This is a genomic window from Pantoea sp. B9002 (assembly GCF_013385945.1).
Taxonomy (GTDB): Bacteria; Pseudomonadota; Gammaproteobacteria; order Enterobacterales; family Enterobacteriaceae; genus Pantoea.
The window spans coordinates 14958-40340 of the sequence record NZ_JACAPA010000005.1; the positions used below are offsets into that span (position 1 = coordinate 14958).

General features: G+C 56.7%; 23 protein-coding genes. 15 read left to right on the plus strand and 8 right to left on the minus strand.

What is annotated here, in order from left to right; translation table 11 throughout:
* Position 1: 1 nt before the first annotated feature.
* Positions 2 to 862 carry an ABC transporter permease gene (locus tag HX773_RS03275; RefSeq protein ID WP_176970407.1) on the minus strand — a complete coding sequence of 287 codons (861 nt, stop codon included), beginning with the start codon at positions 860 to 862 and terminating at the stop codon, positions 2 to 4.
* A complete protein-coding gene (locus tag HX773_RS03280; protein ID WP_176970408.1) occupies positions 859 to 2349 on the minus strand; it encodes an ABC transporter substrate-binding protein in 1491 nt (496 codons plus the stop codon). Before HX773_RS03280 ends, HX773_RS03275 begins: the two co-directional genes overlap by 4 nt.
* Positions 2350 to 2517: 168 nt before the next feature.
* Here HX773_RS03280 and HX773_RS03285 point away from each other — a divergent pair, with 168 nt between their 5' ends.
* From HX773_RS03285 to HX773_RS03310, 6 genes are all read left to right on the plus strand, one after another.
* The gene (locus HX773_RS03285; protein ID WP_176970409.1) at positions 2518 to 3180 is read left to right on the plus strand and encodes a GntR family transcriptional regulator; all 663 of its coding nucleotides are present in this window, start codon (positions 2518 to 2520) and stop codon (positions 3178 to 3180) included.
* 165 nt (positions 3181 to 3345) lie between these two features.
* Positions 3346 to 4446: an ABC transporter ATP-binding protein gene (locus HX773_RS03290; protein ID WP_176970410.1), complete on the plus strand. Its 1101-nt coding sequence runs from the start codon at positions 3346 to 3348 to the stop codon at positions 4444 to 4446.
* 27 nt (positions 4447 to 4473) lie between these two features.
* Positions 4474 to 5748 carry an ABC transporter substrate-binding protein gene (locus tag HX773_RS03295; RefSeq protein ID WP_176970411.1) on the plus strand — a complete coding sequence of 425 codons (1275 nt, stop codon included), beginning with the start codon at positions 4474 to 4476 and terminating at the stop codon, positions 5746 to 5748.
* Complete coding sequence (locus HX773_RS03300) at positions 5748 to 6662, plus strand: carbohydrate ABC transporter permease (RefSeq protein WP_176970412.1); 915 nt, start codon at positions 5748 to 5750, stop codon at positions 6660 to 6662. The genes HX773_RS03295 and HX773_RS03300 overlap by 1 nt, the downstream gene beginning before the upstream one ends.
* On the plus strand, positions 6659 to 7477 hold the full coding sequence (locus HX773_RS03305) for a carbohydrate ABC transporter permease (protein ID WP_176970413.1): 819 nt from the start codon (positions 6659 to 6661) through the stop codon (positions 7475 to 7477). Before HX773_RS03300 ends, HX773_RS03305 begins: the two co-directional genes overlap by 4 nt.
* A 12-nt stretch (positions 7478 to 7489) precedes the next feature.
* Positions 7490 to 8398 carry a metallophosphoesterase gene (locus tag HX773_RS03310; RefSeq protein ID WP_176970414.1) on the plus strand — a complete coding sequence of 303 codons (909 nt, stop codon included), beginning with the start codon at positions 7490 to 7492 and terminating at the stop codon, positions 8396 to 8398.
* Between the two features lie 150 nt (positions 8399 to 8548).
* Here the strand turns inward: HX773_RS03310 and HX773_RS03315 are convergent, their stop codons facing one another.
* Positions 8549 to 9286: an HPP family protein gene (locus HX773_RS03315; RefSeq protein WP_176970415.1), complete on the minus strand. Its 738-nt coding sequence runs from the start codon at positions 9284 to 9286 to the stop codon at positions 8549 to 8551.
* Between the two features lie 179 nt (positions 9287 to 9465).
* Here HX773_RS03315 and rluF point away from each other — a divergent pair, with 179 nt between their 5' ends.
* Positions 9466 to 10347 carry a 23S rRNA pseudouridine(2604) synthase RluF gene (gene rluF / locus HX773_RS03320; protein WP_176970416.1) on the plus strand — a complete coding sequence of 294 codons (882 nt, stop codon included), beginning with the start codon at positions 9466 to 9468 and terminating at the stop codon, positions 10345 to 10347.
* A gap of 37 nt (positions 10348 to 10384) precedes the next feature.
* Here the strand turns inward: rluF and HX773_RS03325 are convergent, their stop codons facing one another.
* Positions 10385 to 11125 (minus strand): nitroreductase family protein, encoded by a 741-nt coding sequence (locus HX773_RS03325; protein WP_176970417.1) that lies wholly within the window; start codon positions 11123 to 11125, stop codon positions 10385 to 10387.
* Between the two features lie 134 nt (positions 11126 to 11259).
* Entirely contained in the window at positions 11260 to 12024 is a 765-nt protein-coding gene (locus tag HX773_RS03330; protein ID WP_176970418.1) for a hypothetical protein, read from the minus strand.
* A gap of 296 nt (positions 12025 to 12320) precedes the next feature.
* On the opposite strand from HX773_RS03330, the gene HX773_RS03335 reads away from it, so the two are divergent.
* From HX773_RS03335 to HX773_RS03355, 5 genes are read left to right on the plus strand one after another with little or no spacing between them, the layout of a single operon-like run.
* Positions 12321 to 13298, plus strand: a complete 978-nt coding sequence (locus HX773_RS03335) for a sugar ABC transporter substrate-binding protein (RefSeq protein ID WP_101764408.1) — start codon at positions 12321 to 12323, stop codon at positions 13296 to 13298.
* Positions 13288 to 14811, plus strand: coding sequence for a sugar ABC transporter ATP-binding protein (locus HX773_RS03340; protein WP_176970419.1), 1524 nt, complete (start codon positions 13288 to 13290; stop codon positions 14809 to 14811). The genes HX773_RS03335 and HX773_RS03340 overlap by 11 nt, the downstream gene beginning before the upstream one ends.
* On the plus strand, positions 14808 to 15821 hold the full coding sequence (locus tag HX773_RS03345; protein WP_176970420.1) for an ABC transporter permease: 1014 nt from the start codon (positions 14808 to 14810) through the stop codon (positions 15819 to 15821). The genes HX773_RS03340 and HX773_RS03345 overlap by 4 nt, the downstream gene beginning before the upstream one ends.
* Complete coding sequence (locus tag HX773_RS03350) at positions 15814 to 16800, plus strand: ABC transporter permease (protein ID WP_370463583.1); 987 nt, start codon at positions 15814 to 15816, stop codon at positions 16798 to 16800. The genes HX773_RS03345 and HX773_RS03350 overlap by 8 nt, the downstream gene beginning before the upstream one ends.
* Before the next feature lie 12 nt (positions 16801 to 16812).
* Positions 16813 to 18180 (plus strand): LLM class flavin-dependent oxidoreductase, encoded by a 1368-nt coding sequence (locus HX773_RS03355; RefSeq protein ID WP_176970421.1) that lies wholly within the window; start codon positions 16813 to 16815, stop codon positions 18178 to 18180.
* On the opposite strand, the gene HX773_RS03360 is transcribed toward HX773_RS03355, so the two are convergent.
* Positions 18177 to 19430: an SfnB family sulfur acquisition oxidoreductase gene (locus HX773_RS03360; RefSeq protein WP_176970422.1), complete on the minus strand. Its 1254-nt coding sequence runs from the start codon at positions 19428 to 19430 to the stop codon at positions 18177 to 18179. The two genes, HX773_RS03355 and HX773_RS03360, sit on opposite strands and share 4 nt — an antisense overlap.
* Positions 19431 to 19539: 109 nt before the next feature.
* Positions 19540 to 20568: an NADP-dependent oxidoreductase gene (locus tag HX773_RS03365; protein ID WP_176970423.1), complete on the minus strand. Its 1029-nt coding sequence runs from the start codon at positions 20566 to 20568 to the stop codon at positions 19540 to 19542.
* A 468-nt stretch (positions 20569 to 21036) separates the two neighbouring features.
* Between HX773_RS03365 and HX773_RS03370 the strand changes: the two genes are divergently transcribed.
* Genes HX773_RS03370 through HX773_RS03380 form a run of 3 tightly spaced genes read left to right on the plus strand, consistent with a single transcriptional unit; the run spans position 21037 to position 24841 of the window.
* The gene (locus HX773_RS03370; protein WP_176970424.1) at positions 21037 to 22389 is read left to right on the plus strand and encodes an MFS transporter; all 1353 of its coding nucleotides are present in this window, start codon (positions 21037 to 21039) and stop codon (positions 22387 to 22389) included.
* On the plus strand, positions 22367 to 23710 hold the full coding sequence (locus HX773_RS03375) for an enolase C-terminal domain-like protein (protein ID WP_176970425.1): 1344 nt from the start codon (positions 22367 to 22369) through the stop codon (positions 23708 to 23710). Before HX773_RS03370 ends, HX773_RS03375 begins: the two co-directional genes overlap by 23 nt.
* Positions 23711 to 23719: 9 nt before the next feature.
* Positions 23720 to 24841 carry a beta-propeller fold lactonase family protein gene (locus HX773_RS03380; RefSeq protein ID WP_176970426.1) on the plus strand — a complete coding sequence of 374 codons (1122 nt, stop codon included), beginning with the start codon at positions 23720 to 23722 and terminating at the stop codon, positions 24839 to 24841.
* A gap of 54 nt (positions 24842 to 24895) precedes the next feature.
* Here the strand turns inward: HX773_RS03380 and HX773_RS03385 are convergent, their stop codons facing one another.
* Positions 24896 to 25300 carry a cupin domain-containing protein gene (locus tag HX773_RS03385; protein ID WP_176970427.1) on the minus strand — a complete coding sequence of 135 codons (405 nt, stop codon included), beginning with the start codon at positions 25298 to 25300 and terminating at the stop codon, positions 24896 to 24898.
* Positions 25301 to 25383 lie beyond the last annotated feature (83 nt).

The window sequence follows — 25383 nt, forward strand, 5'->3', positions numbered from 1 at the left end:
CTTAATCCAGCCTTGTGTGCGTGCGACGTAGCAGCGCATCGCCGAGCAGGTTGCAGCCAATCACCAGTGCCGCAATCACCAAACCGGGATAGAGCACCAGCCATTGCGACAGCAGCATGTAAGAGCGGCCTTCGCCAATCAGGTTGCCCAGCGTTGGCGTGGGCGGCTGAATGCCCATACCGAGAAAACCCACTGAGGCTTCGAGCACGATCAAGCGTGGGATATCCAGCGTCAGCAACACCACCAGCGGCGTCAGCAGATTGGGCAGGATATGCCGCAGCAGCACGCGCAGCGGCGAAAAGCCCATGGCGCGCACCGCCTGAATATATTCCAGTTCACGAATTTCTAAGGTTTTGGCGCGCGCCACGCGGGCATAAATCGCCCAGCTGGTGCAGCCCATAATCACAATGATGTTGGTGAGTGATGCGCCCATCAGCGCAATCACCAGCAGAATCAACAGAATAAACGGCACCGCCAGCTGAATGTCGATCAGGCGCATGATCAGCGCATCGACCCAACCGCCAGCGTAACCGGCGAACATACCGAGCGCGACGCCAATTACCGCGCCAATCGCCGCCGCAACCAAGACCACCAACAGCGACAAGCGCGTGCCGGAGAGAATGCGTGCCAGCAGATCGCGCCCCAGTTGATCGGTGCCGAGCCAATGCGTGGCTTGCGCGCCGGGCGAACCCGGCGGCAGGAACATTTCATTGAGGTTATTACTTAAGGCATCGGGCAACGGCAGCCATGGAGAGAGCAGCGCCGCGGCAATCACCACGATCAGCAATACGCTGCCGATCACCGCATCGCCGTAAATCAGGCGGCGCGGACGGCGCTGCAGCACGGTGCCCGGTGAAATCATTTCAGCCTCAGATCAAACAGCGGGATGCGGGCATCGACGCGGCCTTTGAAGTTGAGCGACGTGCTGTGCGCATACAAGGTGTCTTCACGATACAGCGGCAGCAGCGGCTGTTGTTCCGCGACGCGTTGCTGAATCTGCTCTAACACTTTTTTGCGCGCAACGGGATCGACAATCTGGCGGCTTTGGTCGAGCAGCTTATCCAGCTCCGCATCATGCACGGTGGAATAGGGCTCGCCGCTGCGCAGGATGGGGAACAGCGCGGCATCGGCGTCCAGCGTCTGGGTGGAGCCCCACGCCAGCATATACATCGGAGCCTGTTTCTGTGACGCGACCTGCTGGGTGTAAACCGACCATTCCGGCACTTCCAGCTCGGCTTTCACGCCAATCGCGGCTAAATCCTGCACGATGGCTTGCGCCACATCGGCGCTGGCAATATAGCGGCGCGGCGCCTGGAAGCGCAGGGTAAAGCCGTTTGCGTAACCGGCTGCAGCCAGCAGCGATTTGGCTTTCGCCACATCCTGCGCGGTGGCCGGAACTGCCAGATAACCAAAGTCATTAGCACCGGCCATGGTGCCGGTTGGCGTACCGAAACCGTGCAGCAGCTGTTGGGTATAAGCCTGGCGATTTAACGCCAGCGAAAGCGCCTGACGGACGCGTACATCACTCAGCGGTTTCTCATCATCTTTAAGGCCGAGGTAAATCGTCAGCCCGCCGCCTTTTACCTGTTCCAGCTCGACGTTAGGGCGATTTTTCAGCGCTGGCACTAAATCGGCTGGCACGCTTTCAATCAGCTGCACTTCGCCGGTCAGCAGCGCGGTGAGGCGTGCGGTGGCTTCGGGAATCGGACGCCAGGTGACGCGATCAATCGCCGGTTTGCCGCGCCAGTAGGTTTCATTGGCGACCATCACCACTTTTTCATCCGGGATAAAGCTATCAAGCTTGTAAGCGCCGCTGCCCACCGGTTTGCGCGCAAACTCGCTGGCACCCACTTTCTTCACGTAGGCTGGTGGCACGATGTAAGCCGGGTAGCGACTCATGCGCGTGGGCAGCAGAGGATCCGGGCCGTTGGTGTGGATCTGCACCTGATAATCGTTGATCACGTCCACCGATTTGATGGTGCGGATATAGGAAATCGTCGGTGCGTGATTGGCGGGGTCTAAAATACGATCGATGGAGAATTTCACCGCTTCGGCGTTCACCGGCTCGCCATCGGTAAATTTCACGCCCTGGCGCAGGGTAAACTGCCAGGTGTTTTCGTTAATCGCTTTCCACTCAGTGGCTAAGCCCGGCTGTAATGACATGTCATCGGCGCGGCGCACTAAGGTATCGAAGATGTTGTCGACTAAGGTGGCAGATTCTTTGAGAAAGCCGGGATCCATCGCCGTAGCAGACGTGGGTTGGCCAATGGTCAGTTCCGCTGCCTGTACTGCTGGCATCAGAGCAAATAGCAACGCGGTGGTGGCAAACTTCACTGCAGGTAGTCTCATAACGTTTCCCAAAATTGCCAACGGCAAGGTAGTGAAAAGAGTGGATACTGCCAGAATCAAGACTGTGCTTATTTGTAATACATGATATATCCTATAATCTGGCAGGTTGGCAATAAAACATTAAAAATAACTTACCATTTGCGAATTCCAGTAAAAGGCTCTCAACGTATGATCGAAATGGATAAAGCGCAGCGCATGAGTTTGACCGCGCAGGTGGAATCGTCACTGCGCAGCGCGCTGATTGTCGGCAAGTTAAAACCTGGCGCACGGCTGGTGACGCGCGATCTGGCGGCGCAGCTTGGCACCAGCATCACGCCGGTACGCGAAGCATTATTGCGACTGGTTTCTGCCGGAGCGCTGGATGCCACGCCAGCTGCGGCGTTTCTGGTACCGGAAATGACGCGCCAGCGCTTTGATGAGATTACGCTGATTCGTAAGCAGCTTGAAGGTTTAGCGGTGAGGGCGGCGACGCCATTTGTGGGAAAAAAACAAATTTCTGAGCTGAAAAAACTCTGCGCGCGCTTTATGCAAGCCAAGCAGAGCGGTGATGCGGAGGCGGCGTTAGAAGCCAATCGCGCGTTCCGTTTTACGCTGTATAGCTATGCGCAAATGCCAACGCTTGAGGCGCTGATCGAACAGCTTTGGGTGCAGATCGGTCCGTGCTTTAACTATCTCTATCCGCAGCCGGCCGAGGTGGTGAATGGGCATCATAACTATGATCATCTGCTGGAAGCGCTACAGGCGGGTGATGCGGTCACCAGTGAAAAGATATTGATGAAAGCGATTGATGATGGTGCGGCGATTTTGCATCAGCACTATTTTAATCAGTAAAAAGTCAAAAGAGCGCGATGAATCGCGCCGCTACAAAAGCATGCAAATATTTGTAGCGGCGCAATTCATTGCGCATCTGATTAACCGCGCGGTCACCGCAATGACATAAAACCTTCATTTCCTTCCGCTAGCTTACCGCCATTCTGATTTCTGGATTGCGGATGCATGAGCCACCTTTCGCTTCATCACATCACTAAAGCCTGGGGCGAGAAAATCGCCCTGGACGACATCAGCTTCGACGCGGCAGAAGGCTCGTTTGTCGCGCTGCTCGGTCCGTCGGGCTGCGGTAAATCGACGCTGCTGCGCACCATCGCCGGACTGGAAACAGCCGATCGTGGGACGATCCACTTTAAACACGCCGACATCACCCATCTGCCGCCGTCGCAGCGCAAGCTATCGATGGTGTTTCAGTCCTATGCGCTGTTTCCCCACCTCAACGTGCGCGAAAACCTGCTGTTTGGTTTGAAAGCGCGCGGCGAGGAGAAACAGTCTTTTGCTGCACGCCTGGATAACGTCAGCAAGCTGATGGAGCTGGATAAGTTGCTGGATCGTTTGCCGTCGCAGCTCTCCGGTGGACAGCAGCAGCGCGTGGCGCTGGGCCGTGCGGTGATCGCCAATAACACGCTGTGTTTAATGGATGAGCCGCTGTCGAACCTCGACGCCAAGCTGCGTCAAAGCATGCGCCGTGAAATCCGCGCACTGCAGAAAAAACTCGGCTTGACCATGCTGTACGTCACGCACGATCAGACCGAAGCGATGAGCATGGCCGACAGCATTATCCTGCTCAACGATGGCCACATCGAACAGCACGGCACGCCAGACGATCTCTACAACAATCCCGCCAGCGTGTTTGCCGCGCAGTTCATTGGCGCACCGCCGATGAACATCCTGCCGCTGCAGCGCAACGGCGCGCATCACTATCTGCTGCATCTCACCGCGCCGGTGGTGGAATACCGCGATGCGCCGCTGAGTCTCGGATTGCGCGCCGAAGATATCCAGCTGATCGCCGCAGAACAGGCGGCGCTGACCGCGCGGGTAATCAGTTCTGAATATATGGGGGCTGATACGTTGCTGGTGTGCCTGCTTGCTGGCATCAGCGAACCGCTGACCATCAAAGTGCCTGGCATGCAGCGCTTCACTGATGGCAGCGAAGTGGGATTGCAGTGGTCCGCCGCGCGGCAATATTTGTTTCATCGCGAGAGCGGTAAGCGCTGCGCGCCAGCCGAACAACAGATGTTTGCTTCACAGAAAAAATACGCCGTTTAACCGTTGTCATTTGCCCAAGGGAAAATCATGTCTGCGATTCGTTATTCACGTCTTTCTGCATTAGTGCTCGCCATCACCACCTCAGCTTTTGCAGCTGAACCGGTCAAGCTACAAATGTATTACCCGATCGCGGTGGGCGGCAAAGTGAGCCACACCGTGGATTCGCTGGTGGCGGATTTCCAGAAAGTACATCCGGACGTGAGCATTCAGCCGGTGTATACCGGTGATTACGCCACCACCGTGACCAAAGCGCTGACCGCTTTTCGTGGTGGCAACGCACCGCAGCTGGCGGTGATCGGCGATATCGAAGCGTATTCACTGATTGATGCCGGTGCGATTGTGGCGGCCAGCGACTTAGCGCAGGGCGATGAAGGCAAAAAATGGATCGACGGTTTCTATCCGGCGTTTCTGCGTCACATTGACGGCAAAGTGTGGGGCGTACCGTTCCAGCGTTCAACCGTGGTGATGTACTGGAACAAACAGGCGTTTGAGAAAGCCGGTTTAAACGCCGATACGCCACCGGCCAACTGGCAGCAAGTGGTCGAGTTCAGTAAGAAACTCACTATCAAAGATGCTAACGGCGTCAGCCAATGGGGAATCGAGATTCCGTCCACGCCAAACGGTTACTGGAACTTCCAGGGCTTGTCCGCCACCAACGGCGGTCGTCTGGATAACGGCAAAGGCACAGCGGTGCACTTCAACACGCCGGGCAACGTGGAAACGCTGCAGTGGCTGACCGATCTCGGCCAGAAAGAGGAAGTGTCGCCGAAGGGTGCCATTGCATGGGGCACCACGCCGCAAGACTTCATCAGCGGCAAAACCGCCATGATGGTGACCACCACCGGCAACCTGACCAACGTGCGTGATAACGCGAAGTTCCCGTTTGGTGTGGCGATGCTGCCGGAGAAAACCCAGCGCGGCAGCCCAACCGGCGGCGGTAACCTGTATGTCTTTAAAAATGCCTCACCAGAACAGCAGAAAGCGGCGATGGAGTTTATCCGTTGGGTAACGTCACCGGAACAGGCAGCGCGCTGGAGTATCGCCACCGGTTACGTTGCGACATCTCCGGCAGCGTGGGATACCACGGTGATGAAGGATTACGTCAAAGACGTTCCGCAGGCCTTGGTGGCGCGTGAACAGCTGAAGTATGCCCAGCCGGAACTCTCGACTTACAACAGCGTGCAGATTCAGGATGCGCTCAATCACGCGGTAGAAGCCGCGGTGACGCAGGCGAAAACGCCAGCCGAAGCACTGGAAGGTGCGCAGAAGCAAGCCGATCGTCTGCTGAAGTCTTATCAATAATGACGAGCACGATTTTCACCGTCGCGCCGGTTCGTCGTCCCCGGTTATGGTCGATGCAGCTGTATGGCTATCTGCTGATTTTGCCGGCACTGAGCTTTTTACTGCTGTTCACCCACTATCCGGCGGTTGCGACCGTGTGGGAAAGCCTGTTCAGCGCAGCGCGTAACGGTCGTCCAGCCCATTTTGTTGGGCTGGATAACTATCTCGCGCTGCTGGATGACGACATCTTCATCCAGTCGCTGTGGAATAATCTGCTGTATGCGCTGATCACCATTCCGCTGGCGGTCACGCTGGCGCTGCTGATGGCGCTGGCGGTCAATCGCCATATGCGCGCCAATGCGCTGGTGCGCACCGCGTTCTTTATTCCTTCGCTGCTGCCGATGATCGCCATCGCCAATCTGTGGCTGTTCTTCTACACGCCGCAGCTGGGCTTGCTGAATAAGCTGCTGGCGCTGTTTTCGCTGCCGGCGATTAACTGGCTCGGCGAACCGGGTAGCGCCTTGTATTGTTTGATGGCGGTGTCGGTATGGCGCGAAGCGGGCTTCTTTATGATCTTTTATCTCGCCGCTTTGCAGCAGATCGATCCGCGCCTCAGCGAAGCCGCGCAGATAGAAGGGGCGTCACGCCGCTATTTCTTCCGGCGCGTGCAGTGGCCGCTGCTGATGCCCACCACGCTGTTTGTGCTGATCAATGCTTCGATGAATGCGTTTCGTATAGTCGATCAGGTGATCGCGATGACCAACGGCGGGCCGAATAACAGCAGTAGCCTGCTGCTGTTCTATATCTATCGCACTGCCTTCAGCTTCTGGGATATGCCCGCCGCAGCAGCAATGACGGTGGTGCTGCTGGTGATCCTCGCCGCGATTGCGCTGCTTAAATTCAACCTGCTGGACAAGCGAGCCCATTACCAATGAAGCCGACAATCACTTTTGGTCGCCTGTGCCTGAATACGGCTATTGGGCTTGCCGCGTTGCTGTGGTTTTTACCGATTCTGGTGGCGTTTTGGGTGGCGATTCATCCGGCATCCGATCAGGCGAACTTTTCGCTTTTTTCGCCGCTGATCTTGCAGAATTTCATCAATGCGTGGCACGCCGCGCCCTTTGGTCGCTACTTCCTCAATACCAGCTTGCTGGTGCTGATGATTGTGGTGGTGCAGCTGATTCTGGCGACCATGGCCGCTTACGCGTTGGTGCGCTTCCGCCTGAAATTCTCGGGCGCGATCTTCGCGCTGATTCTGCTGCAGCTGATGATCAGCCCCGACGTGCTGATTCTGAATAACTATAAAACCATCGGCGCGCTGGGTTTCCGCGATACGCTGACCGGCATCGCGCTGCCGTATTTCTCCTCGGCCTTCGCCATCTTTCTGCTGCGCCAGACCTTTAAAAGTATTCCGCTGGTATTGGAAGAGGCGGCGATTGTGGAAGGTGCCAGCCGCTTTTACATTCTGCGCAAGATTTATATTCCGCTGGCGAAGCCGATTTATGTGGCGTTTGCGCTGGTGTCGATCAGCTTCCACTGGAATGATTTCCTCTGGCCGCTGGTGATTACCGATTCTGTGAACGTGCGGCCGCTGACCGTGGGCTTACAGCTGTTTTCTGCGCCAGAGCAGGGCGTGCAATGGGCGTTGATTGGTGCCGCTACTTTGATGACCACGTTGCCGCTGTTGGTGCTGTTTCTGATTTTCCAGCGTCAATTTATTCAGTCTTTTATGCGTGCCGGTATTCGCTAAGGAGTGCTTTTCGTGTCTTATCCGCATCCGCTGACTGAACTGCAGCGTGAACTGCTGGGCGATGTCGCCGAGCTCTATGCCTTGCCCGATGTGCGTTCCGCGCTGCTGAGCAGCACGCTGCGTTTTGGTTTGATTGCCGATCCGCAATATGCCGACATCGACGCCGATAGGGCGAAAAATCTCTACTATCGCCACGCGCTGCGTAAGCTGCCGCAGGCGATTGAGGTGTTGAATCAGCAGCCGCTGGATTTTGTCGTTACGCTGGGGGATTTAGTCGATCGCGACTGGAACAGCTACGCGGCGATATTGCCGATTTACGATCGCCTCGAACATCCGCATGCGGTGGTGCTGGGCAATCACGATGCGCAGACCATTGCGCAGCATCTCAACGAAGCAGCGGCGTTGCCCAAAAGCTATTACGCTTTTGGGCTGCAGGGCTGGCGTTTTATTGTTTATGACGGCAATGACATCAGCCTCTATTGCAACACGCAGAACGGTGACGATCGCGTGCAGGCGGAGGCGATGCTGGTGGACCTGACCGCGCGCCAGCAGCCGCAGGCCAAACCCTGGAACGGTGCGGTAGGAACGCAGCAACTGGCATGGATTGAGCAGCAGTTGCAGCAAGCGCAGCTGCAAGGGGAGAAAGTGGTGGTGTTTGGCCATTATCCGCTGGCGCCGCACAACAGCCACAACTTACTCAACGGCAGCGCGCTGGCAGAGCTGCTTTCTAGTTACAACATACAATGCTGCTTCTCTGGACACGACCACCGCGGCGGCTTTGCTCGCATCGGTCAGACAGGCTTTTATACACTCAAAGGCATGCTGGATGGGGCAGATGAGGTGCCGTTTGCGGTGGTTGAAATTGAGGGCGATGAAGTACGCGTGAAAGAATACGGTGTAGGGTCACCATTCATGGCGTAATGCCATCAGATAAGCACCGTATCACATCACGGCACATTTCGTAGCGGCGCGATTTATCGCGCAATGAATTGCGCCGCTACGATTTGTGCGCGCAGTAATTTGTGTTTTTATCTCTTAACTGACAAACATTACGCCATTTATGGCGACCGCTCATGATGATGCCGGCATTTGCCCGCGCTGACGAAGAATCGCAATCTCTTCGGCGCGTTGCAGCAACTGCTGCAAATCATCCTCATCGATATCCAGCACTTCACCGCTTTCCAGCGCCTGATGCAGGTCTTCACGCGTAATCGGTACGTAGATCACCACAGGCGGCGCTTTGGTTTCCGTTGCCGCCAGCGGATGCGGGTAACGACGTCCGGCGAGATTGTTAAACAGCAACGCCAGCAGCGCGAGGCAAACCGAGTTCAACAGCACCGGTGTCAGAATAAAGTGGTAACCCAGTTGCTGAACGCCGTTACCGCCCAAAATTGCGGTCAGCGCCACCGCACCGCTCGGTGGATGCAAACAGCGCAGTTGAAACATCAGTGCAATCGTTACACAGGCCGCGATACCACACGCTAGCGCGGGATGGGGAACCCACAGCGCGGTAGTGACGCCAACAACGCCCGCCACAAGATTGCCGCCCACGATTGACCACGGCTGCGCCAGCGGGCTGTTCGGCAGACCAAACAGCAACACCGCCGAAGCGCCCATCGGCGCGACAAACCACAGATTCACTTCGCCCAGCAGCCAGTGACTGGTCAGGCTGGTAATCATCAAACCCAATCCCGCGCCAATGCTGGCGATGACCATCTGCTTTTTGCCCCCCGGTAACGGATGAGGCCAAAGGCGGGCCAGAAAGGTGCGCACGGATGTTATCCACGTCACCGATGGCTGATCTGTCATTAGGGAATCACTCTGTCATAAGAAAAAACGATGGGTGCGAATTGTCGCTGATCGATCCGCTGACAACAACCACATTGTTAGTGTGCGGTTATATCGTGGTAAGAGAAATGCTGATGATTGTCGCGATGCTTAACCAACGCCTAAGGTTGCTGTATAGTCCGTTTTTTTTCGGAGGAACCATGCTGCCTAACTCATCCACACGCCTGAACAAATACATCAGCGAGAGCGGAATCTGCTCACGCCGCGATGCCGATCGTTACATCGAGCAAGGCAACGTTTTCATAAACGGTAAACGCGCTGCCGTCGGTGCGCAGGTGTTTGCAGGGGATGAAGTCAAAGTGAACGGGCAGCTGATAGAGCCGCGTGACGAAGAGGATTTAGTGCTGATTGCGCTGAACAAACCGGTTGGCATCATCACCACCATGGAAGAGGGTGAGCGTGACAACATCGGCGATTTCGTCAATCACAGCAAACGCGTGTTCCCGATTGGTCGTCTGGATAAAGATTCGCAGGGGCTGATTTTCCTCACCAATCACGGCGATCTGGTGAATAAAATCCTGCGTGCCGGTAATAACCACGAAAAAGAGTATGTGGTCACCGTCGATAAGCCGATCACCGATGAATTTATTGCCGGAATGGGCGCGGGCGTACCGATGCTCGGCACCGTCACCAAGAAGTGCAAAGTTAAAAAAGAGTCGACTTTTGTCTTCCGCATCATTCTGGTTCAGGGGCTGAACCGTCAGATTCGTCGTATGACCAAGCACTTCGGCTTTGAAGTCACCAAGCTTGAACGTACGCGCATCATGAACGTCAGCCTGAAAGGCATTCCGCTCGGCGAGTGGCGCGATTTAACCGATGATGAGCTGATCGACCTGTTCAAACTGATTGAAGACTCATCGTCCGAAGATCAAAAAACGCAGAAGACGCAGGCGAAGAAGAAACCGGCCAGCGCGGCGAAAAAGCCCGCGGCGGTTGCTGCAAAACCGGGTGAGAAAGCGGGGGCGAAACCGGCTAATCGCCAGCGTTTCGCGCAGCCGGGTCGTAAGAAGAAAGGGCGTTAATTTTCATTCCCCGCGCAGAGCGCGCGGGGAAAAGCCGTTACTTGTCGTTGCCAAATCCTTGCTTTTTCAGCGCGTCCAGCACGTGCGGGAAGTAAATTTTGTGATAATAACCGCTGACGCTTTCACTCCAGCTCTCGCCATCCTCACGTCCGGTATTTTTCCAGTGCTGCACCATCTCCTGATTGTAGGCGGCGATGTGCTGCTCCAGTCCTTCACGTTGATAGCGCTCTTCATGACGGAAGGTTGCCAGCGGCAGACGCGGCTTCTGATGCGCAGGCTGATCGACATGGCCAATCACCACGCCCGCCACCGGGAAGGTGTATTCCGGCAAATCCAGTAAGCGGATTAACGCCTGCGAATCGCGACGAATACCGCCAATCGGCACAATGCCCAAACCTTCCGCACGCGCCGCCGCCATGATGGAACCCAATGCAATACCCACGTCGGTTGAGCCCGACACTATGCTTTCGATGCTCTGCTGGGCGATCTGCTCGCGGTCGATAGCGTTCATCGCCAGACGCGATTTATGCATATCCAGCACCAGGGTAATAAACACCGGCGCTTTGGCAATCCACGGCTGGCCGCCGGCAATCTGTGAGATTTGTGCGCGTCTTTCAGCATCGCGCGTGACCACCAAAGAGACCTGCTGCGAGTTCACCGAGGTTGGCGCGCGATACGCGGCCGAAATGATGCGATCCAGCACCGCATCCGCAACGGGAAGGTCGGTAAAACTGCGATCGCTTTTATGACTGGTGAAAATATCGATTAATGAACTCATGGATCCTCCTGATTGGGAGGCGAGAGCGTAACAGAAGAGGGAGAGATGTGACTTAACCGTTGTTGCCGTGGCTAACTACTTCTTTTGAATAAGCAAAGTGCGGAATGCGATAAGACCGGTGCGTAAAGCACCGGCTAAGCGACTCTGGCTTCAGCAACAGCCGGATGAACGCTGCGGTCGGGTCCGCTCAGCATCACCGGTTTACCGGAACGTAATCCGCGCTGGAATTGGGTCATGCGTTCATGGCTGATCCCGGCACCGCACCACAGCAGGTGATGATCGTGGCGGCTTTCTGAACCGTACAGCATCGGTTGTGAGGTTTGATCCACATCGACGCAGAATCCTTGTCCGGTAAGGCGAATAGCTTCCAGCCACACTTCCGTTTCATCGCCGGTGCTGACCACTTCCAGCAACAGCGGCATCTGCTGCTGACGGGCTGAAGCGCGTTTGACGCAGTCGCTGTGATGAACGATCGCCTCATGAAAACGCGTCAACCTGCGCGATGCGCCGCGACGCGTATCATCGCGCAGCCAGCGATTGAGTGGTTTCATCAGCACATTGACGAAATCATCGCTGCTGTAATCGCCTGCCAGATTGCGCACGGTACGCGCCAGTTCACGGTCGGAACCTAACTCCAGCTGACGTAGCAGATCGCCGCGGCGTGCCACCCAACCAGACGAAGAGTAATCGAGCCCGCAGTGTCGGCCCTGATAGATTTGCCACAGCGTGGCGCCACCCGCGGTCAATGCCATCATGGCGAGCACTTCATCAACCTGATGTCGGCTCCAGTCCTTATTGACGTGATTCTCAGAAATTAATCCACCGCGCAACCAGCGACGTAAATTGGCGCGGTTGGCACCGGTAATGGCGCAAACGGTTTCAGTTGAATAAAAGTACATAACGAGCCCTCAGATTGAGGGTGAATTGCCGTGGGTGCTAATCCAGGATGAGCGACCATCCTGAACCTTATCTGTATGGATTACCAGTATCTTTACTTAACTGTGCATAAATAACCGACAAAGCGCAGCGGTAAAAAACACGCACCGAAATAGTGCGTATTGGCTATTACCAATCACCAGCTAGCCTAAGGAGAAAATAGCATTATGGATAAAAAATGGCTGTGATAATTTTTATTTCACACGCCAGATAACAGGCGTCATACAACATTATTTTATTGTTTCCAGGGATATTAAGAATGAAAAAGCACCGCCTGGCAGGTCTGTTATTGGCTTCTTTATCACTATTATCAGGAATGGCACACGCCGAAGATCAACCGATTCCGTCGCTGGCGGGTAAACGTATTGGCATCACCGTCGCGGGTACCGATCACTATTGGGATTTGAAAGCTTATCAGGGACAAATTGATGAGGTGAAGCGCCTTGGTGGAACGCCGATTGCACTGGATGGCGGGCGTAAAGAGTCGCAGCAAATTGCGCAGATTCAAACGCTTATTGCGCAAAAACCGGATGCCATTATTGAAACGCTCGGCACGGCGTCGGTGCTGGAACCCTGGCTGAAAAAAATCCGCGAAGCGGGCATTCCTTTATTTACTGTTGATACCGCCAGCCCATCCAGTATTAACGTCACTACATCGGATAACTTTTATATTGGCGAACAGTTAGCATTAAAACTGGTAAATGACCTGCGCGGCGAAGGCAATATTTTGGTATTTAACGGTTTCTATGGCGTGCCGGTGGTAGCCATGCGCTACGACCAGTTAAAAGCCGTGCTGAAGTGGTATCCGAAAATTAAAATTATCCAACCTGAATTGCGCGATGTCATCCCGAATACCGTGCAGGATGCGTATGCGCAAATCAGTCAATTACTGAATAAATATCCGAAAGGTTCAGTGCAGGCGATTTGGGCGGCGTGGGATGTGCCGCAAATCGGCGCCACGCAGGCGGTAGACGCTGCCGGACGCAACGAAATCAAAACGTACGCGGTGGATGGCAGCCCGGATGTGGTGTCGCTGGTTAAAGATCCCAAATCCAGCGCGGCAGCGGTGGTGGCGCAGCAGCCGTATGTGATTGGCCAAACGGCGGTGCAGAACGTGGCGAAATACCTCGCTGGCGATCGTTCGCTGCCACCCGCAACCTATGTGCCGTCGATTCTGGTGACCAAAGAGAACGCTGCCGAAGCGCAGAAAACCCTGGGTCAAACGGATGGCAAATAACGCGCCGCTGTTGCAACTGCACGCCATCAGCAAAGCCTTTGATGGCGTGCCTGCGCTGCAATCGGTGTCGCTCAGCGTGCATGCCGGTGAAGTACACGGCTTGATTGGCCATAACGGTGCGGGCAAATCGACGCTGATCAAAGTGTTAGGCGGCATTCACGCCGCCGATCGCGGCAGCATCGAGCTGGATGGTCAGCCGCTTGCATTGTCTACGCCCGCGCAGGCGCAGCGCCAGGGCATCGCCATCGTGCATCAGGAGCGATTGTTGCCCGGCTCGCTGACGGTGGCAGAAGCGCTGTGGCTCGGCAACGAACCGCGCTTAGCCGGTACGCCGTTTATCCTGCGACGTCGTATGCGCCAGCAGGCAGAGCAGCAGTTGCAGCAGCACTTTGGTTTGCAACTCGATCCTGATGCGCTGATCGCCACGCTGAGCGTGGCGGAGCAGCAACTGGTGCAAATCTGCCGCGTGCTGCAAAACGCGCCGCGCGTGGTGGTGCTGGATGAACCGACCGCCGCGCTGGCGCGCCATGAAGTGCATGCGCTGTTCCGGGTGATTGAACGCATGCGCCAGCAGGGCATCGCGCTGATTTATGTTTCGCACTATCTCGATGAAATTCAGGAGCTCTGCCAACGCGTCACGGTGCTGCGTGACGGTAAAGACGTGGCGCAGTTCAACGCAGATCAGCTATCACCGGCGGCACTGATCGCGGCGATGGTAGGCGATGCGCGTCATGAACTGGCACCGCGTCAGTCGCGCCGCGCCGGTGCGCAAGTGCTGCAGGTTACTGCGCTCAGCGCGCCCGGCAGTTTTCACAGTGTGTCATTCACCGGCCGACAAGGCGAAATCATCGGCATCACCGGCTTATTAGGTTCCGGCGGTAAAGCGCTGATTCGCGCGCTGTTCGGGCTGGAAAACGGCGTCAGCGGCAAGGTTACGCTGGGCGAAGTGAGCGGCGTGCCGGCTTCACCGCATGCCGCAGTAAAGCGCGGTATCGCCTTTGTACCAGAAGATCGCCGAGCCAACGGCGTCGCGCTGGATTTGTCTCTGCGTGACAATGTCACCTTAACCACGGTACAGCGCTTGCTGCGCTGGGGCGGCGTATCGCGCCAGGCGGAGAGCAAATTGGTGGCGAAGAACATCCAGCAGCTGGATATCCGCACGCCGGGGCAGCTGGCGGCGCTCCGCCAGCTTTCGGGCGGCAACCAACAGAAAGCGGTGCTGGCCAAATGGTTAAACACCGGTGCGCGCCTGTATCTGCTGGATGAGCCCACCGTGGGCGTTGATATTGCGGCTAAGGCGGCGATTTATCACACGCTGCAGCAGCTGGCTGATGATGGCGCACTGATTCTGGTGTTCTCCACCGATTTACTCGAACTGCAAACGCTGGCCGATCGCATTATGGTGCTGGCGCGCGGCGAACATGTCGCCACGCTGGAGGCACAGCACACCAGCCATCAGGAAATTCTCTCCTGGGCTTCGGGCACCGGCGCGTTAACGGAGCGTGCTTCATGAGTGATGTTACCCAATCTGCAACGCTTGCAGCGCCACGCAGCGTGCGCGGTCAGCAGTGGCTGCAACACGTTTCGCTGCTGATTATTATGCTGGTTTTAGCCGTCTTTGCCTGGCTGTCGCCGATTTTCCTTACGGTGATGAATCTCGGCAACGTGCTGCAGCAAACCGCGGTGGTTGGCACGCTGGCGCTGGGCTTAACGCTGGTTTTGAGCGGCGGCGGCTTGCAGGGCATTACCGGCGGTATTGATTTGTCGATTGCCGCCAACCTTGGCCTAAGTGCGGCGGTGTTTGCCAGCCAGCTCAACGCCGGGCAGCCCATCGCGATTGCGCTGCTGCTGACGCTGTTAACCGGCGCGGCTGTGGGTTTGTTTAATGCGCTGGCGATTGTCTGGCTGGGGATTTTGCCGCTGCTAGCAACGCTCACCAGCATGAATATCGCTATCGGCCTGGAAATGGTGCTGACCAGCAACGCCTCGGTGTCAGCCAGCAGCGATCTGCAAAATCTGTTGTTAAGCAACGGTCCGTTAGCGGTGTCGTGGCTGGGCTGGTCGTTTCTGCTGCTGGCGTTTGGCGTGATCGCCTTGAGCCGCCTGACGTCCTTTGGCCTGCGCTTGCAGGCGGTGGGCAGCCATCCGCAGGCAGCGAATGCGGCGGGCATCGGCGTCAAACGCTATCAGGGTTTGAGCTACGTGTTGTGTGGCGTCAGCGCGGCTATCGCGGCGATTGCGTCGGTGTCGCTATTAAGCGGCAGTTCACCTGGCGCCAACGACAATCTGTTGATGGTGATCGCGGCCGCGCTGTTGGGCGTGGTGTTTTCCCGTCGTCTGGTGCCGACACTCGGCGGCGCACTGATCAGCGCACTGTTCCTCAGCCTGATTGCTAACGGCTTTCAGCTGATCAATGTCTCAAGTTACTGGATAAACGGCGTCGAAGGCGTGTTGATCCTGTTAGTGGTGGCGTTAACCGCGCTGTTACGTCGTCGCCAGTCAAGGAGAACGCAAGGTGTCTGACTCTCTGTTATCAGCTGTCGCGCCACGCCCGCGCCAGGCCGGCTGGCTGCGCGCCACCATCGTGCTGACCTTTGTGGCGCTGCTCGTGTTCTTTATTGTCGCGGCACCCGCTTTTGCCACTGTCTCCAATATTCGCAGTGTGTTGCTGAATAACGTCGCGCCGCTGGCGATTGTCGCCCTGGCGATGACGTTGGTGACACGCATTGGCGCGATTGATCTCTCGGTGGGCACGGCGATCGATATTGCCTGTCTGGTTTTGGTGACACTGGTGCTGCATCAGATCAGTTTGCCAGTGGCGCTGATCGCGGCATTGATTGCTGCGCTGCTGGTTGGCGTGTTTAACGCCTTTTTGGTGACACAGTTAGGCGTGGAGCCGTTTCTCGCCACGCTTGGCACGCTGTTTATCGGACAAAGCGTGCAGCAACTGTCGTCAAACGGCGGACAACCGGTGTATCTGCTGAGCCAGAAACTGCCCGACGGATTTTCGGCGATAGGTCACGGCGCGCTGCTCGGCATTCCGCTGCCGCTGTGGCTGTTGCTGCTGGTTGCGCTGGCGCTCTATCAGTTGCTGCATCGCAGCGCCACCGGCCGTTCGTTGCGGGTGATGGGCGAGCAGTACAGCGTCGCACAGCATTCGGGCGTGCCGGTGAAACGGCTCACTGCGCTGGCGTTTATTCTCGCAGCGTTGATTGCCGGTATCGTCGGTTTGATTCTGGCGGCTAACGTCAAAGCCTGGGTGCCGCTGTCGGGCAATGCCTATCTGCTGAATGCGATTGGTGCCAGTTTTATTGGCGCGACCTTCGCGCCGTCACGTCGGCCTAATGTGTTGGGCACGTTGCTTGGCGTAGTGCTGCTGAGCTTTATCGCCAACGGCTTGCTGCTGGTCGGCTGGAATTTTTACTGGCAACAGGTCGCCACCGGCGGATTAATTTTCATTGTGCTGGCCGTCGGGGCTCTGCGCGCGCGTCGTCACAGCTGAGAGAGGTCAAAGATGAGCCGGGCACCGTTTTTACTGTTTGGTTTTATGATGAATGTGCCGGGCCACATCTCTGCAGGATTGTGGCGGCATCCGCAGGATCAGGCACATCGCTATACCGAATTGCGTTACTGGACCGAAATTGCCCAACAGCTGGATCGCGCCGGGTTTGATGCGTTGTTCATCGCCGATGCGCTGGGTCAGCTGGACGTGTGGCAAAACACGCCGGACGCGGCGCTGCGTCTGGCGACACAAATGCCGGTTAACGATCCACTGTTGCTGGTTTCTGCGATGGCAGCGGTGACGCAACATCTGGGCTTTGGCATCACCGTTTCCACCACCTACGAACAGCCGTATCTGCTGGCGCGCAAATTCACCACGCTTGATCACCTGAGCAACGGGCGTATCGCCTGGAATATAGTGACGTCAATGCTGGATTCAGCGGCGCGTAATCTGGGGCTGATGCAGCAAATTCCGCACGATGAACGCTACGATCGCGCGCAGGAGTTTCTCGATGTCACCGGCAAGCTGTGGGAAGGATCGTGGGAAGAGGACGCGGTGCGGCGTGATAAGCAGAACAGCGTGTATAGCGATCCGGCCAAAGTGCACGCTATCAAGCATGCCGGGCGCTGGTATCAGGTGCCGGATGCGCACCTGAGTGAGCCGAGCCCGCAGCGCACGCCGGTGCTGTTTCAGGCGGGAACCTCCAGTCGCGGGGCGCAATTCGCTGCACGCAACGCGGAAGTAATTTTTCTCGGCGGCGTTACGCCGCAGGCCATTGCTGCGGATATCCAGCGCATCCGCCAGTTAGCCGCAGCAGAAGGGCGCCATGCGGCTTCACTGCGTTTCGTCACGGCGATCACGGTGATCACCGCAGAGAGTGATGAAGCCGCGCAGGCTAAATATCGCGAATATCAGCAGTACATCAGCGAAGAGGCCGCGCTGGCGCTGTTCTCTGCGTGGACCGGTATCGACTGGTCACTGGAGGATTTGGATACGCCGCTGGCATTCCGCGAAACCGATGCCTGTCGCTCAGCTTTAGCCAGCCTGACGCGCATTGACGATCAAAAACGCTGGACGCTGCGTGATGCGGCGCGCTACATCGGCATTGGCGGCTTACATCCGCTGCTGATCGGCGGCCCGGAGAGTATCGCCGATCAGCTGGCACAGTTTGCCACGGAGTCGGGTGTTGATGGTTTCAATCTGGCTTGGGCGATTAGTCCCGGCAGCTTTGAGGATTTTATCCAGCATGTGATGCCGGTGCTGCGGAGCCGAGGGCTTATCCGCGAAACGCCTGCGCACGCCGTGACGTTGCGCGAACGGTTGTTTGGTCAGCCGCGACTCACGGCTGACCATCCAGCGGCACGTTTTCGCCGCCGTTAATTCCAGGCATGGCGCGGCGGCGGGGTGCCATTGAGGTAATAATTGCCAACGTGGTAATACTTCCAGCGCACAGGATCGTGCAAGGTGTGGGTGCGCGCGTTGCGCCAGTGGCGATCGAGGTTGAACTCCTGCAGCGTTGCGCGCGTACCCGCCAGTTCGAACAGTTTGTTACCTGCCAGAATAGCGATTTCGGTGGTTAACACTTTGGCTTCAGCGGTAGCGACCGTTGCTGCAGCCACCGTGCTTTCATCGGGTTGCTCCAGCGCCAGATCAATCGCTTCGCCAGCGCGCCACAGCAAGGCTTCAGCGGCGTGCAGGCGAATTTTTAAATCCCCGACTGCCGCCAGCGTAAAGTGATCATCGGATGCGCGCTCCTGGCCGCTATCAATCCACGGACGTGACCGCTCGCGCACAAAATGCAGCGTGTCTTCAATAGTGCCGCGCGCAATGCCCACATCCACCGCCGCCTGAATAATCTGCGAAATCGGACCGGCGGCAGTCGGGCGCTCAAACGCCTGATAAGCCGGGATCACGCGGGATAGCGGGGCGCGCACGTTCTCCAGCAGCACGGTGCCCGATGCCGTGGTGCGCTGACCAAAGCTCGACCAGTTGTTGATGATGGTCACGCCCGGCGTGTTGCGGTCGAGCACGATCAGATGCGCGCGATCCTGATCGTCGAGCGCCACTGCGTGAATCCGATGCGCCAGCAGCGCGCCGGTGGCATAAAATTTCTCGCCGTTGATCACCACGTCATCACCTTCACGCTGAAAACGCGTCTGGAAATCGGCGACGGTGCGCGAATTCTTCTCTGAGAAAGCGTTGCCCCAGCGCAAGCCAGCCAGCACTTCGCCCAGTAGTTCCGTTTTCTGCGCCTCGCTGCCATCCGCCACCAGATGCGCCACGCCGGCTAAATGGTTCTGCGGTAGTTGGCCGAGTGCGGAATCTGCCGCCGCAATGATGGCGATGACTTTCGCCACCGTCACCCAGGATACGCCCGCGCCACCATAAATTTTAGGGATCGCCATCGCCCACAAGCCACTTTGTGAGAACGCATCCAATTCGTTGAGCGGCAAGATGCCTTCGCGGTCGCGCAGTGCGGCGTCACGCGCAAACGCTCTGGCCAGACGTTGAGCAATTTCGATGGCTTCGGCATCATCACGAATGATATGCGCTAGTTCAGCAGGTAAGGGAACGGGGGCTTCAGGCTGTTGGGAATTTACCTTCAGGATGTGGGTTTGGCTGAGCGACATGAGAACTCCCGATAATGACGATGTAGGGAAAATATCTTCTCATGCGCTCAGCGCGCGCCATATCTCAATTGCGGCTATGCAAAGTGAAAAATAGCGTTAACACAACGGCTTACTGCGCGACTTTCACCACGGTTTTACCGAAGTTTTTGCCTTTTAGCATATCGAAAAACGCCTGCGGCGCATTTTCCAGTCCGTCGATCATGTGCTCGCGGTAGTGGATTTTTTGCTGCTCCACCAGCGGCGTCATCGCTTTGAGGAATTCAGGATAACGATCGCCGTAATCCTGGAAGATGATAAAGCCCTGCATGCGAATACGACGCTTGAGAATGCCGCCCATGATTTGCGGGGTGTGATCCGGGCCCGGCGGTAATTCGCGGCTGCTATAGCCAGAAACCAGGCCACAGACCGGCACGCGCGCCGCGGTGTTCAGCAACGGGAATACGGCATCAAACACTTTGCCGCCGACGTTTTCGAAGTAGATATCGATGCCGTCTGGGCAGGCAGCCGCCAGCTGTTCTGCAAAATCGTCACGATTGTGATCGATACAGGCGGAGAAACCGAGTTTCTCAATCGCATAACGGCACTTCTCTTCGCCACCCGCAACGCCTACCACATGGCAGCCTTTGAGTTTGCCAAGCTGACCCACCGTTGCACCGACTGGGCCAGTAGCCGCCGCGACCACTAAGGTTTCACCCTGTTTTGGCTGGCCGATATCCATCAAGCCCATATAGGCCGTAAAGCCCGGCATACCAAGAATGCCCAGCGCCCAGGAAGGATGGGGCAGATCGCCCAGTTTCGCCACGCCGTTTCCGTCCGAAACCGCATAGCTTTGCCAGCCGCTTTGCGCGAGCACCACATCGCCTTGCTGGAAATCCGCGTGTTTAGATTCCACCACTTCGCTCACCGTGCCGCCCACCATCGGTTGGTCGAGTTCAGCAGGTGCAGCATAAGATTTGCTGTCATCCATGCGCCCGCGCATATACGGATCGAGCGACAAATAGAGCGTGCGCAGCAGGATTTGCCCGTCCTTCACGTCAGGAATGGGCTGCTCCACCAGGCGGAAATTCTCTTTTACCGGTTCACCATGTGGGCGTGAGGCTAATAGCCAAGCTTGATTACGTTGATTAGATTGCGACATTTTTACCTCTATTAGCGTTTTCACGTGAGGCAAGTGTAGACGAGGAAACAGTAGGTTTGCGGGATAAGGTCGCCATTAATGGCGTAATGCCGATCAGTTAAGCGCCGTATCAAATCACCGCACCTTCCGTAGCGGCGCGATTTATCGCGCAATGAATTGCGCCGCTACAATGTGTGCTCTCGGTAATTACGGGTGTTCATGTCTTAACTGACGAGCATTACACCATAAATGGCGACCCTAAAGAGGTTTCGTAGGGGCGCATTTATGCGCACCTGGAAAAAAACAACGTTAATGCCAGTGAGCCAGCGCACAAACCAGGCGTAAACTTTTCGACGCGAATTAATATAACACCATGAATTTTAACAATCATAGGGCATTTGCCTAAGCGGTCTCGGGCAATGCCACATACACCAGGCCTCACTCTGCTGCGTATACCTATAGCGATGCTTTTATCCCTACAGGTGATGCATGACACAACAACAATACGTATTATCGCCCGATCATGACGCGCATATCGCCTCGGCCATCGGCAAGTTCTTCCGCCGCATCATTCCGATGCTGGCGCTGATGTTAATTGTGAACCAGATTGACCGGGCTAACATTGGCTTCGTTAAAGCCGAACTGCAAACGGATGCGGGCATCAGCGCGGCCGCCTTCGGCTTAGGCGCGGGGCTGTTCTTTATCGGCTATGCGCTGTTTGAAGTGCCGAGCAACATGATGCTGAAGAAACTCGGCGCACGCGTGTGGCTGACGCGCATCATGATTACGTGGGGCATGGTGGTAGTGCTTACCGGTTTTGTGAGTACGCCGCTGCATTTCTATCTGCTGCGGTTCCTGCTCGGCGTGGCGGAAGCCGGCTTCTTCCCTGGCGTGCTGTTCTACTTCCGTCAATGGGTGCCGAATGCGTGGCGAGGACGTGCCACCGCGATGGTGTTGAGCGCCACCGCCAGCGCCTTTCTGTTCTCCGGTCCGCTCACCGGCGCCATTCTGATGATGCATGATGTTGGCGGCATCGCGGGCTGGAAATGGGTGATGTTTATGGAAGGCGGCGGATCGATTGTTATCGGCTTGCTGGCTGCCTTTGTGCTGGTATCCAAACCGGAAGGCGCGAAATGGTTGAGCGATGCCGAGAAACAGGCGCTGGCGCAGCAGTTAGCGCTGGAAGATGCTGCGCGCGAAGAGCACGCGGTGAAACACGGCCGCTGGGGCTTGATCAGCGATCGCAGCCTTTTGTCTTACTGCCTGATCTTCTTCACCATGACCATGACCGGCTACACGTTAGTGTTCTGGCTGCCGCAAATCATTCAGCGCATTCAGGGCTTCAACAGCTTTGAAACCGGATTGCTGACCGCAGTGCCGTGGCTGTTCGCTATCGTCGCGCTGTTCCTGCTCGGCAAAGCCACCGACCGCTATCGCGATAAACTGGATAAAGGGCTCGGCATCGCCATGCTGATCGCCGCGTGCGGCACCTTTATGGCCACGCTGGGTACGCCGTGGTTTGGATTTGTGGCGATGATTGTGGCCTGTATCGGATCCAAAGTGAGCGCGGCGTTCTTCTGGCCGATGCCGCAAGGTGAATTACCCGCCTCGATTGCCGCGCCAGGCATTGCGCTAATCAACTCGATTGGCAACCTCGGTGGCTTCTTTGCGCCCACGGTATTCGGCTACCTCGAAATGCACACCGGCAGCACCACCGGCGGACTTTACGCGCTAACCAGCGTGTCCGTGGTGACCGGACTCTATTTGCTGCTGCGTCGCAAACCTGTTCCACCCGCTTTCGGTCACACGGAGAGAAACCATGTCAGACAGTCCAGTCATTAAATCGATGCGCATCGTGCCGGTTGCCGGCTACGACAGCATGTTATTGAACATTGGCGGCGCCCATAACTGCTACTTCACGCGCATCATCGTGATATTGACCGATTCCGCCGGACATACCGGCGTTGGCGAAACGCCGTGTCATGCATCCACCTTGCAGCTGCTGGAACAGTTTCGCCCGCTGATAGAGGGCAGTTCGCTGCTGCGTCTCAACGCGACGCTGAGCCAGCTGTTCAGCAGCGAGGCGCGTCAGCAACAAACCTCGCACACCAACGACATTCATATCCCGCAGATGAATCCGGAGAAGTTTTATAACGCCGCCGCCGCCATTGAAGCGGCGCTGCTGGATCTGCAAGGCAAACTGTTTAACCTGCCGGTGGCGGATCTGCTCGCCAGCGGTAAACAGCGCGATCGTATTCCGGTGCTCGGCTATTTGTTTTATATCGCTGACCGCAAGCGCACCAATATGCACTATCGATCGGGAGAACATGAGCAAGATGGCTGGTTCCGTCTGCGTCATGAAGCGGCGATGGACAGCGATGCCGTGGTGCGTCTGGCCGAAGCGGCGGTTGAGCAATATGGCTTCCGCGACTTCAAGCTCAAAGGGGGCGTGCAGGCAGGCGAAGTGGAAGTGGCAACGGTGGAAGCGCTACTGGCGCGCTTCCCTGAAGCACGCGTCACCGTCGATCCCAACGCCAGTTGGTCGCTGGAGGAGGCGATTCGCTTTGGCAAGCAGCTGGCGGGGAAGGTGCCGTATCTCGAAGATCCTTGTGGCGCTGAACAAGGCTATTCAGGCCGGGAAACGCTGGCCGAGTTTCGCCGCGCCACCGGCGTGCCGGTCGCGACTAATATGATCGCCAACGACTGGCGCCAGCTGCATCATGCGCTGCAACTGAATGCCATTGATATTCCGCTCGCCGATCCGCACTTCTGGACAATGCGTAACGCCAACGTGGTGGCGCAGCTGTGCAACGAATGGGGCCTGACAACCGGCTGCCACTCCAATAACCATTTTGACATTTCGCTGGCGATGGTGGCGCACCTGGGTGCAGCCGCTCCGGGCGATCGTCAAACTGCCTTTGATACGCATTGGATTTGGCAGGATGGTCAGCAGCTCACGCGTCAACCGCCGCAGATCCGCGATGGTTATCTGGAGTTACCGCCGGGGCCGGGATTGGGCATCGAGCTGGATATGGATCGCATCGAACAGGCGCATGCGCTGTATAACGCGCTGCCGGATAAAAATCGCAACGATGCGCTGGGGATGCAGTTTTTGATCGATAACTGGCGCTATGACGCCAAACGTCCGTCATTGGTACGCTAAGGAAGCAGCATGAAGAACCTATTACGCGCGGCGACGCTTTTAGCGTCGTTGGCCGCCAGCGCGCCGTTGCTGGCGCAGACTTTTGTCTACGTTTCAGAAGCCGATGATGGCACCATCGCGCGCTACGCGCTGAACGAGCAAACCGGTGCGCTACAACTATTGGGACGCACTCAGGCCGGTGGCAAAGTGATGCCAATGGCGTTGAGCGCCGATCATAAACATCTGTACGCCGCGATTCGCAGCAAACCGCTGCAACTGGTGAGCTGGAACATCGACAGCAAAACAGGCGATCTCAGCCCATTGAATAGCGTATCCGCTGCGGCCAGTTATCCCTACATCAGCACGGATCCGCAGGGACGTTTTCTGCTGGGCGCGTCTTATGATGGCGATGTGGTGCACGTTTATCGACTCAATAGCGAGGGCAAGCTGATTGCGCCGCCGGTCGGCAGCTATAAAACCGGACATGCCGCGCACTCTGTGATTGTCGATGCGAGCGGCGAGCATGCTTATGTCGGCAATCTCGGCACCGATCGCGTGCTGCAATTGAAGTTGAGCGCCGAGGGCGAACTGTCGGGGTTAGGCAACGGCTATGTGAAAACGGCGACAGAAAACGGACCGCGCCATTCGGTGTTGTCGCCGGATAATCGCTATCTCTACAACATCGGCGAGATGGGCGGCATCATTACGCAGTTTCGTCGTGAAGCCAGCGGTGAGCTGGTGAAGGTGGCGGAGACGCCGAATGCGGTAGCGGAAAAATATCAACTGCAACACGGCAAAGAGCGACCGCCGGGCTACAGCGACACTACGCCGCGCATTTGGGCGGCCGATATTCGTCTGACGCCGGACGGCCGTTTTCTCTATGTTAGCGAGCGGACCAGCAGCACCATCAGCGGTTACCGCATTAACAAAGCAGACGGCAAACTGACGCTGATTGATAGCTGGCAAGTTGAGAAACAGCCGCGCGGCATTGCGATAACCGCTGACGGACGTTGGTTGATTGCCAGCGGCGAAAAGAGTGCGGTGACCGGCAGCTATGCCATTGATCACGAAAGCGGGGCACTGAAGCGCGTTGGCGAAGCACCGGCCGGCGGTGACGCCAATTGGGTGACGGCGGTGAGTTACGTACCGTAGGGTCGTCATTTATGGTGACCAGGTGCGCATAAATGCGCACCCTACGGAGCAGCCTTACAGTTGCTTATATTCCTCGTCAGAAACAGGTTCCAGCCACTCGTTAGAAGCGCCTTCAGCCGGTACTGCGATAGCAATGTGTGCGAACCAGCTATCTGATGCCGCGCCATGCCAATGCTTCAATCCCGCAGGAATGTTTACCACGTCACCCGCCACTAACTGACGCGCTGGCTGATTCCACTCCTGATACCAACCGGTTCCGCCAGTCACCAGCAAAATCTGCCCGCCGCCGTGATGGATGTGCCAGTTGTTGCGGCAGCCCGGTTCAAATACCACGTTGCCGATGTTGACGCCTTCTGTCGTCAGCATGCTCAGATAGCTGGTTCCGGTAAAATATTGCGCAAAAGCGTCGTTTTTAGGCCCTTTTGGGAAAATGCCATTGCCGTCAAATTGATCGTTCATCTTTATCTCCATGTAAGTGCAGCATGGTTAAAGTGTAGCGGCGAGTTGGCTGAATGATAATGCGCTCAAAGCTGCAAGCACTT

Coding starts and splice junctions, on each gene's coding strand:
- HX773_RS03275 (WP_176970407.1), bottom strand. CDS start 862: ATGATTTCACCGGGCACCGTGCTGCAGCGCCGTCCGCGCCGCCTGATT.
- HX773_RS03280 (WP_176970408.1), bottom strand. CDS start 2,349: ATGAGACTACCTGCAGTGAAGTTTGCCACCACCGCGTTGCTATTTGCT.
- HX773_RS03285 (WP_176970409.1), top strand. CDS start 2,518: ATGATCGAAATGGATAAAGCGCAGCGCATGAGTTTGACCGCGCAGGTG.
- HX773_RS03290 (WP_176970410.1), top strand. CDS start 3,346: ATGAGCCACCTTTCGCTTCATCACATCACTAAAGCCTGGGGCGAGAAA.
- HX773_RS03295 (WP_176970411.1), top strand. CDS start 4,474: ATGTCTGCGATTCGTTATTCACGTCTTTCTGCATTAGTGCTCGCCATC.
- HX773_RS03300 (WP_176970412.1), top strand. CDS start 5,748: ATGACGAGCACGATTTTCACCGTCGCGCCGGTTCGTCGTCCCCGGTTA.
- HX773_RS03305 (WP_176970413.1), top strand. CDS start 6,659: ATGAAGCCGACAATCACTTTTGGTCGCCTGTGCCTGAATACGGCTATT.
- HX773_RS03315 (WP_176970415.1), bottom strand. CDS start 9,286: ATGACAGATCAGCCATCGGTGACGTGGATAACATCCGTGCGCACCTTT.
- rluF (WP_176970416.1), top strand. CDS start 9,466: ATGCTGCCTAACTCATCCACACGCCTGAACAAATACATCAGCGAGAGC.
- HX773_RS03325 (WP_176970417.1), bottom strand. CDS start 11,125: ATGAGTTCATTAATCGATATTTTCACCAGTCATAAAAGCGATCGCAGT.
- HX773_RS03330 (WP_176970418.1), bottom strand. CDS start 12,024: ATGTACTTTTATTCAACTGAAACCGTTTGCGCCATTACCGGTGCCAAC.
- HX773_RS03335 (WP_101764408.1), top strand. CDS start 12,321: ATGAAAAAGCACCGCCTGGCAGGTCTGTTATTGGCTTCTTTATCACTA.
- HX773_RS03340 (WP_176970419.1), top strand. CDS start 13,288: ATGGCAAATAACGCGCCGCTGTTGCAACTGCACGCCATCAGCAAAGCC.
- HX773_RS03345 (WP_176970420.1), top strand. CDS start 14,808: ATGAGTGATGTTACCCAATCTGCAACGCTTGCAGCGCCACGCAGCGTG.
- HX773_RS03355 (WP_176970421.1), top strand. CDS start 16,813: ATGAGCCGGGCACCGTTTTTACTGTTTGGTTTTATGATGAATGTGCCG.
- HX773_RS03360 (WP_176970422.1), bottom strand. CDS start 19,430: ATGTCGCTCAGCCAAACCCACATCCTGAAGGTAAATTCCCAACAGCCT.
- HX773_RS03365 (WP_176970423.1), bottom strand. CDS start 20,568: ATGTCGCAATCTAATCAACGTAATCAAGCTTGGCTATTAGCCTCACGC.
- HX773_RS03370 (WP_176970424.1), top strand. CDS start 21,037: ATGACACAACAACAATACGTATTATCGCCCGATCATGACGCGCATATC.
- HX773_RS03375 (WP_176970425.1), top strand. CDS start 22,367: ATGTCAGACAGTCCAGTCATTAAATCGATGCGCATCGTGCCGGTTGCC.
- HX773_RS03380 (WP_176970426.1), top strand. CDS start 23,720: ATGAAGAACCTATTACGCGCGGCGACGCTTTTAGCGTCGTTGGCCGCC.
- HX773_RS03385 (WP_176970427.1), bottom strand. CDS start 25,300: ATGAACGATCAATTTGACGGCAATGGCATTTTCCCAAAAGGGCCTAAA.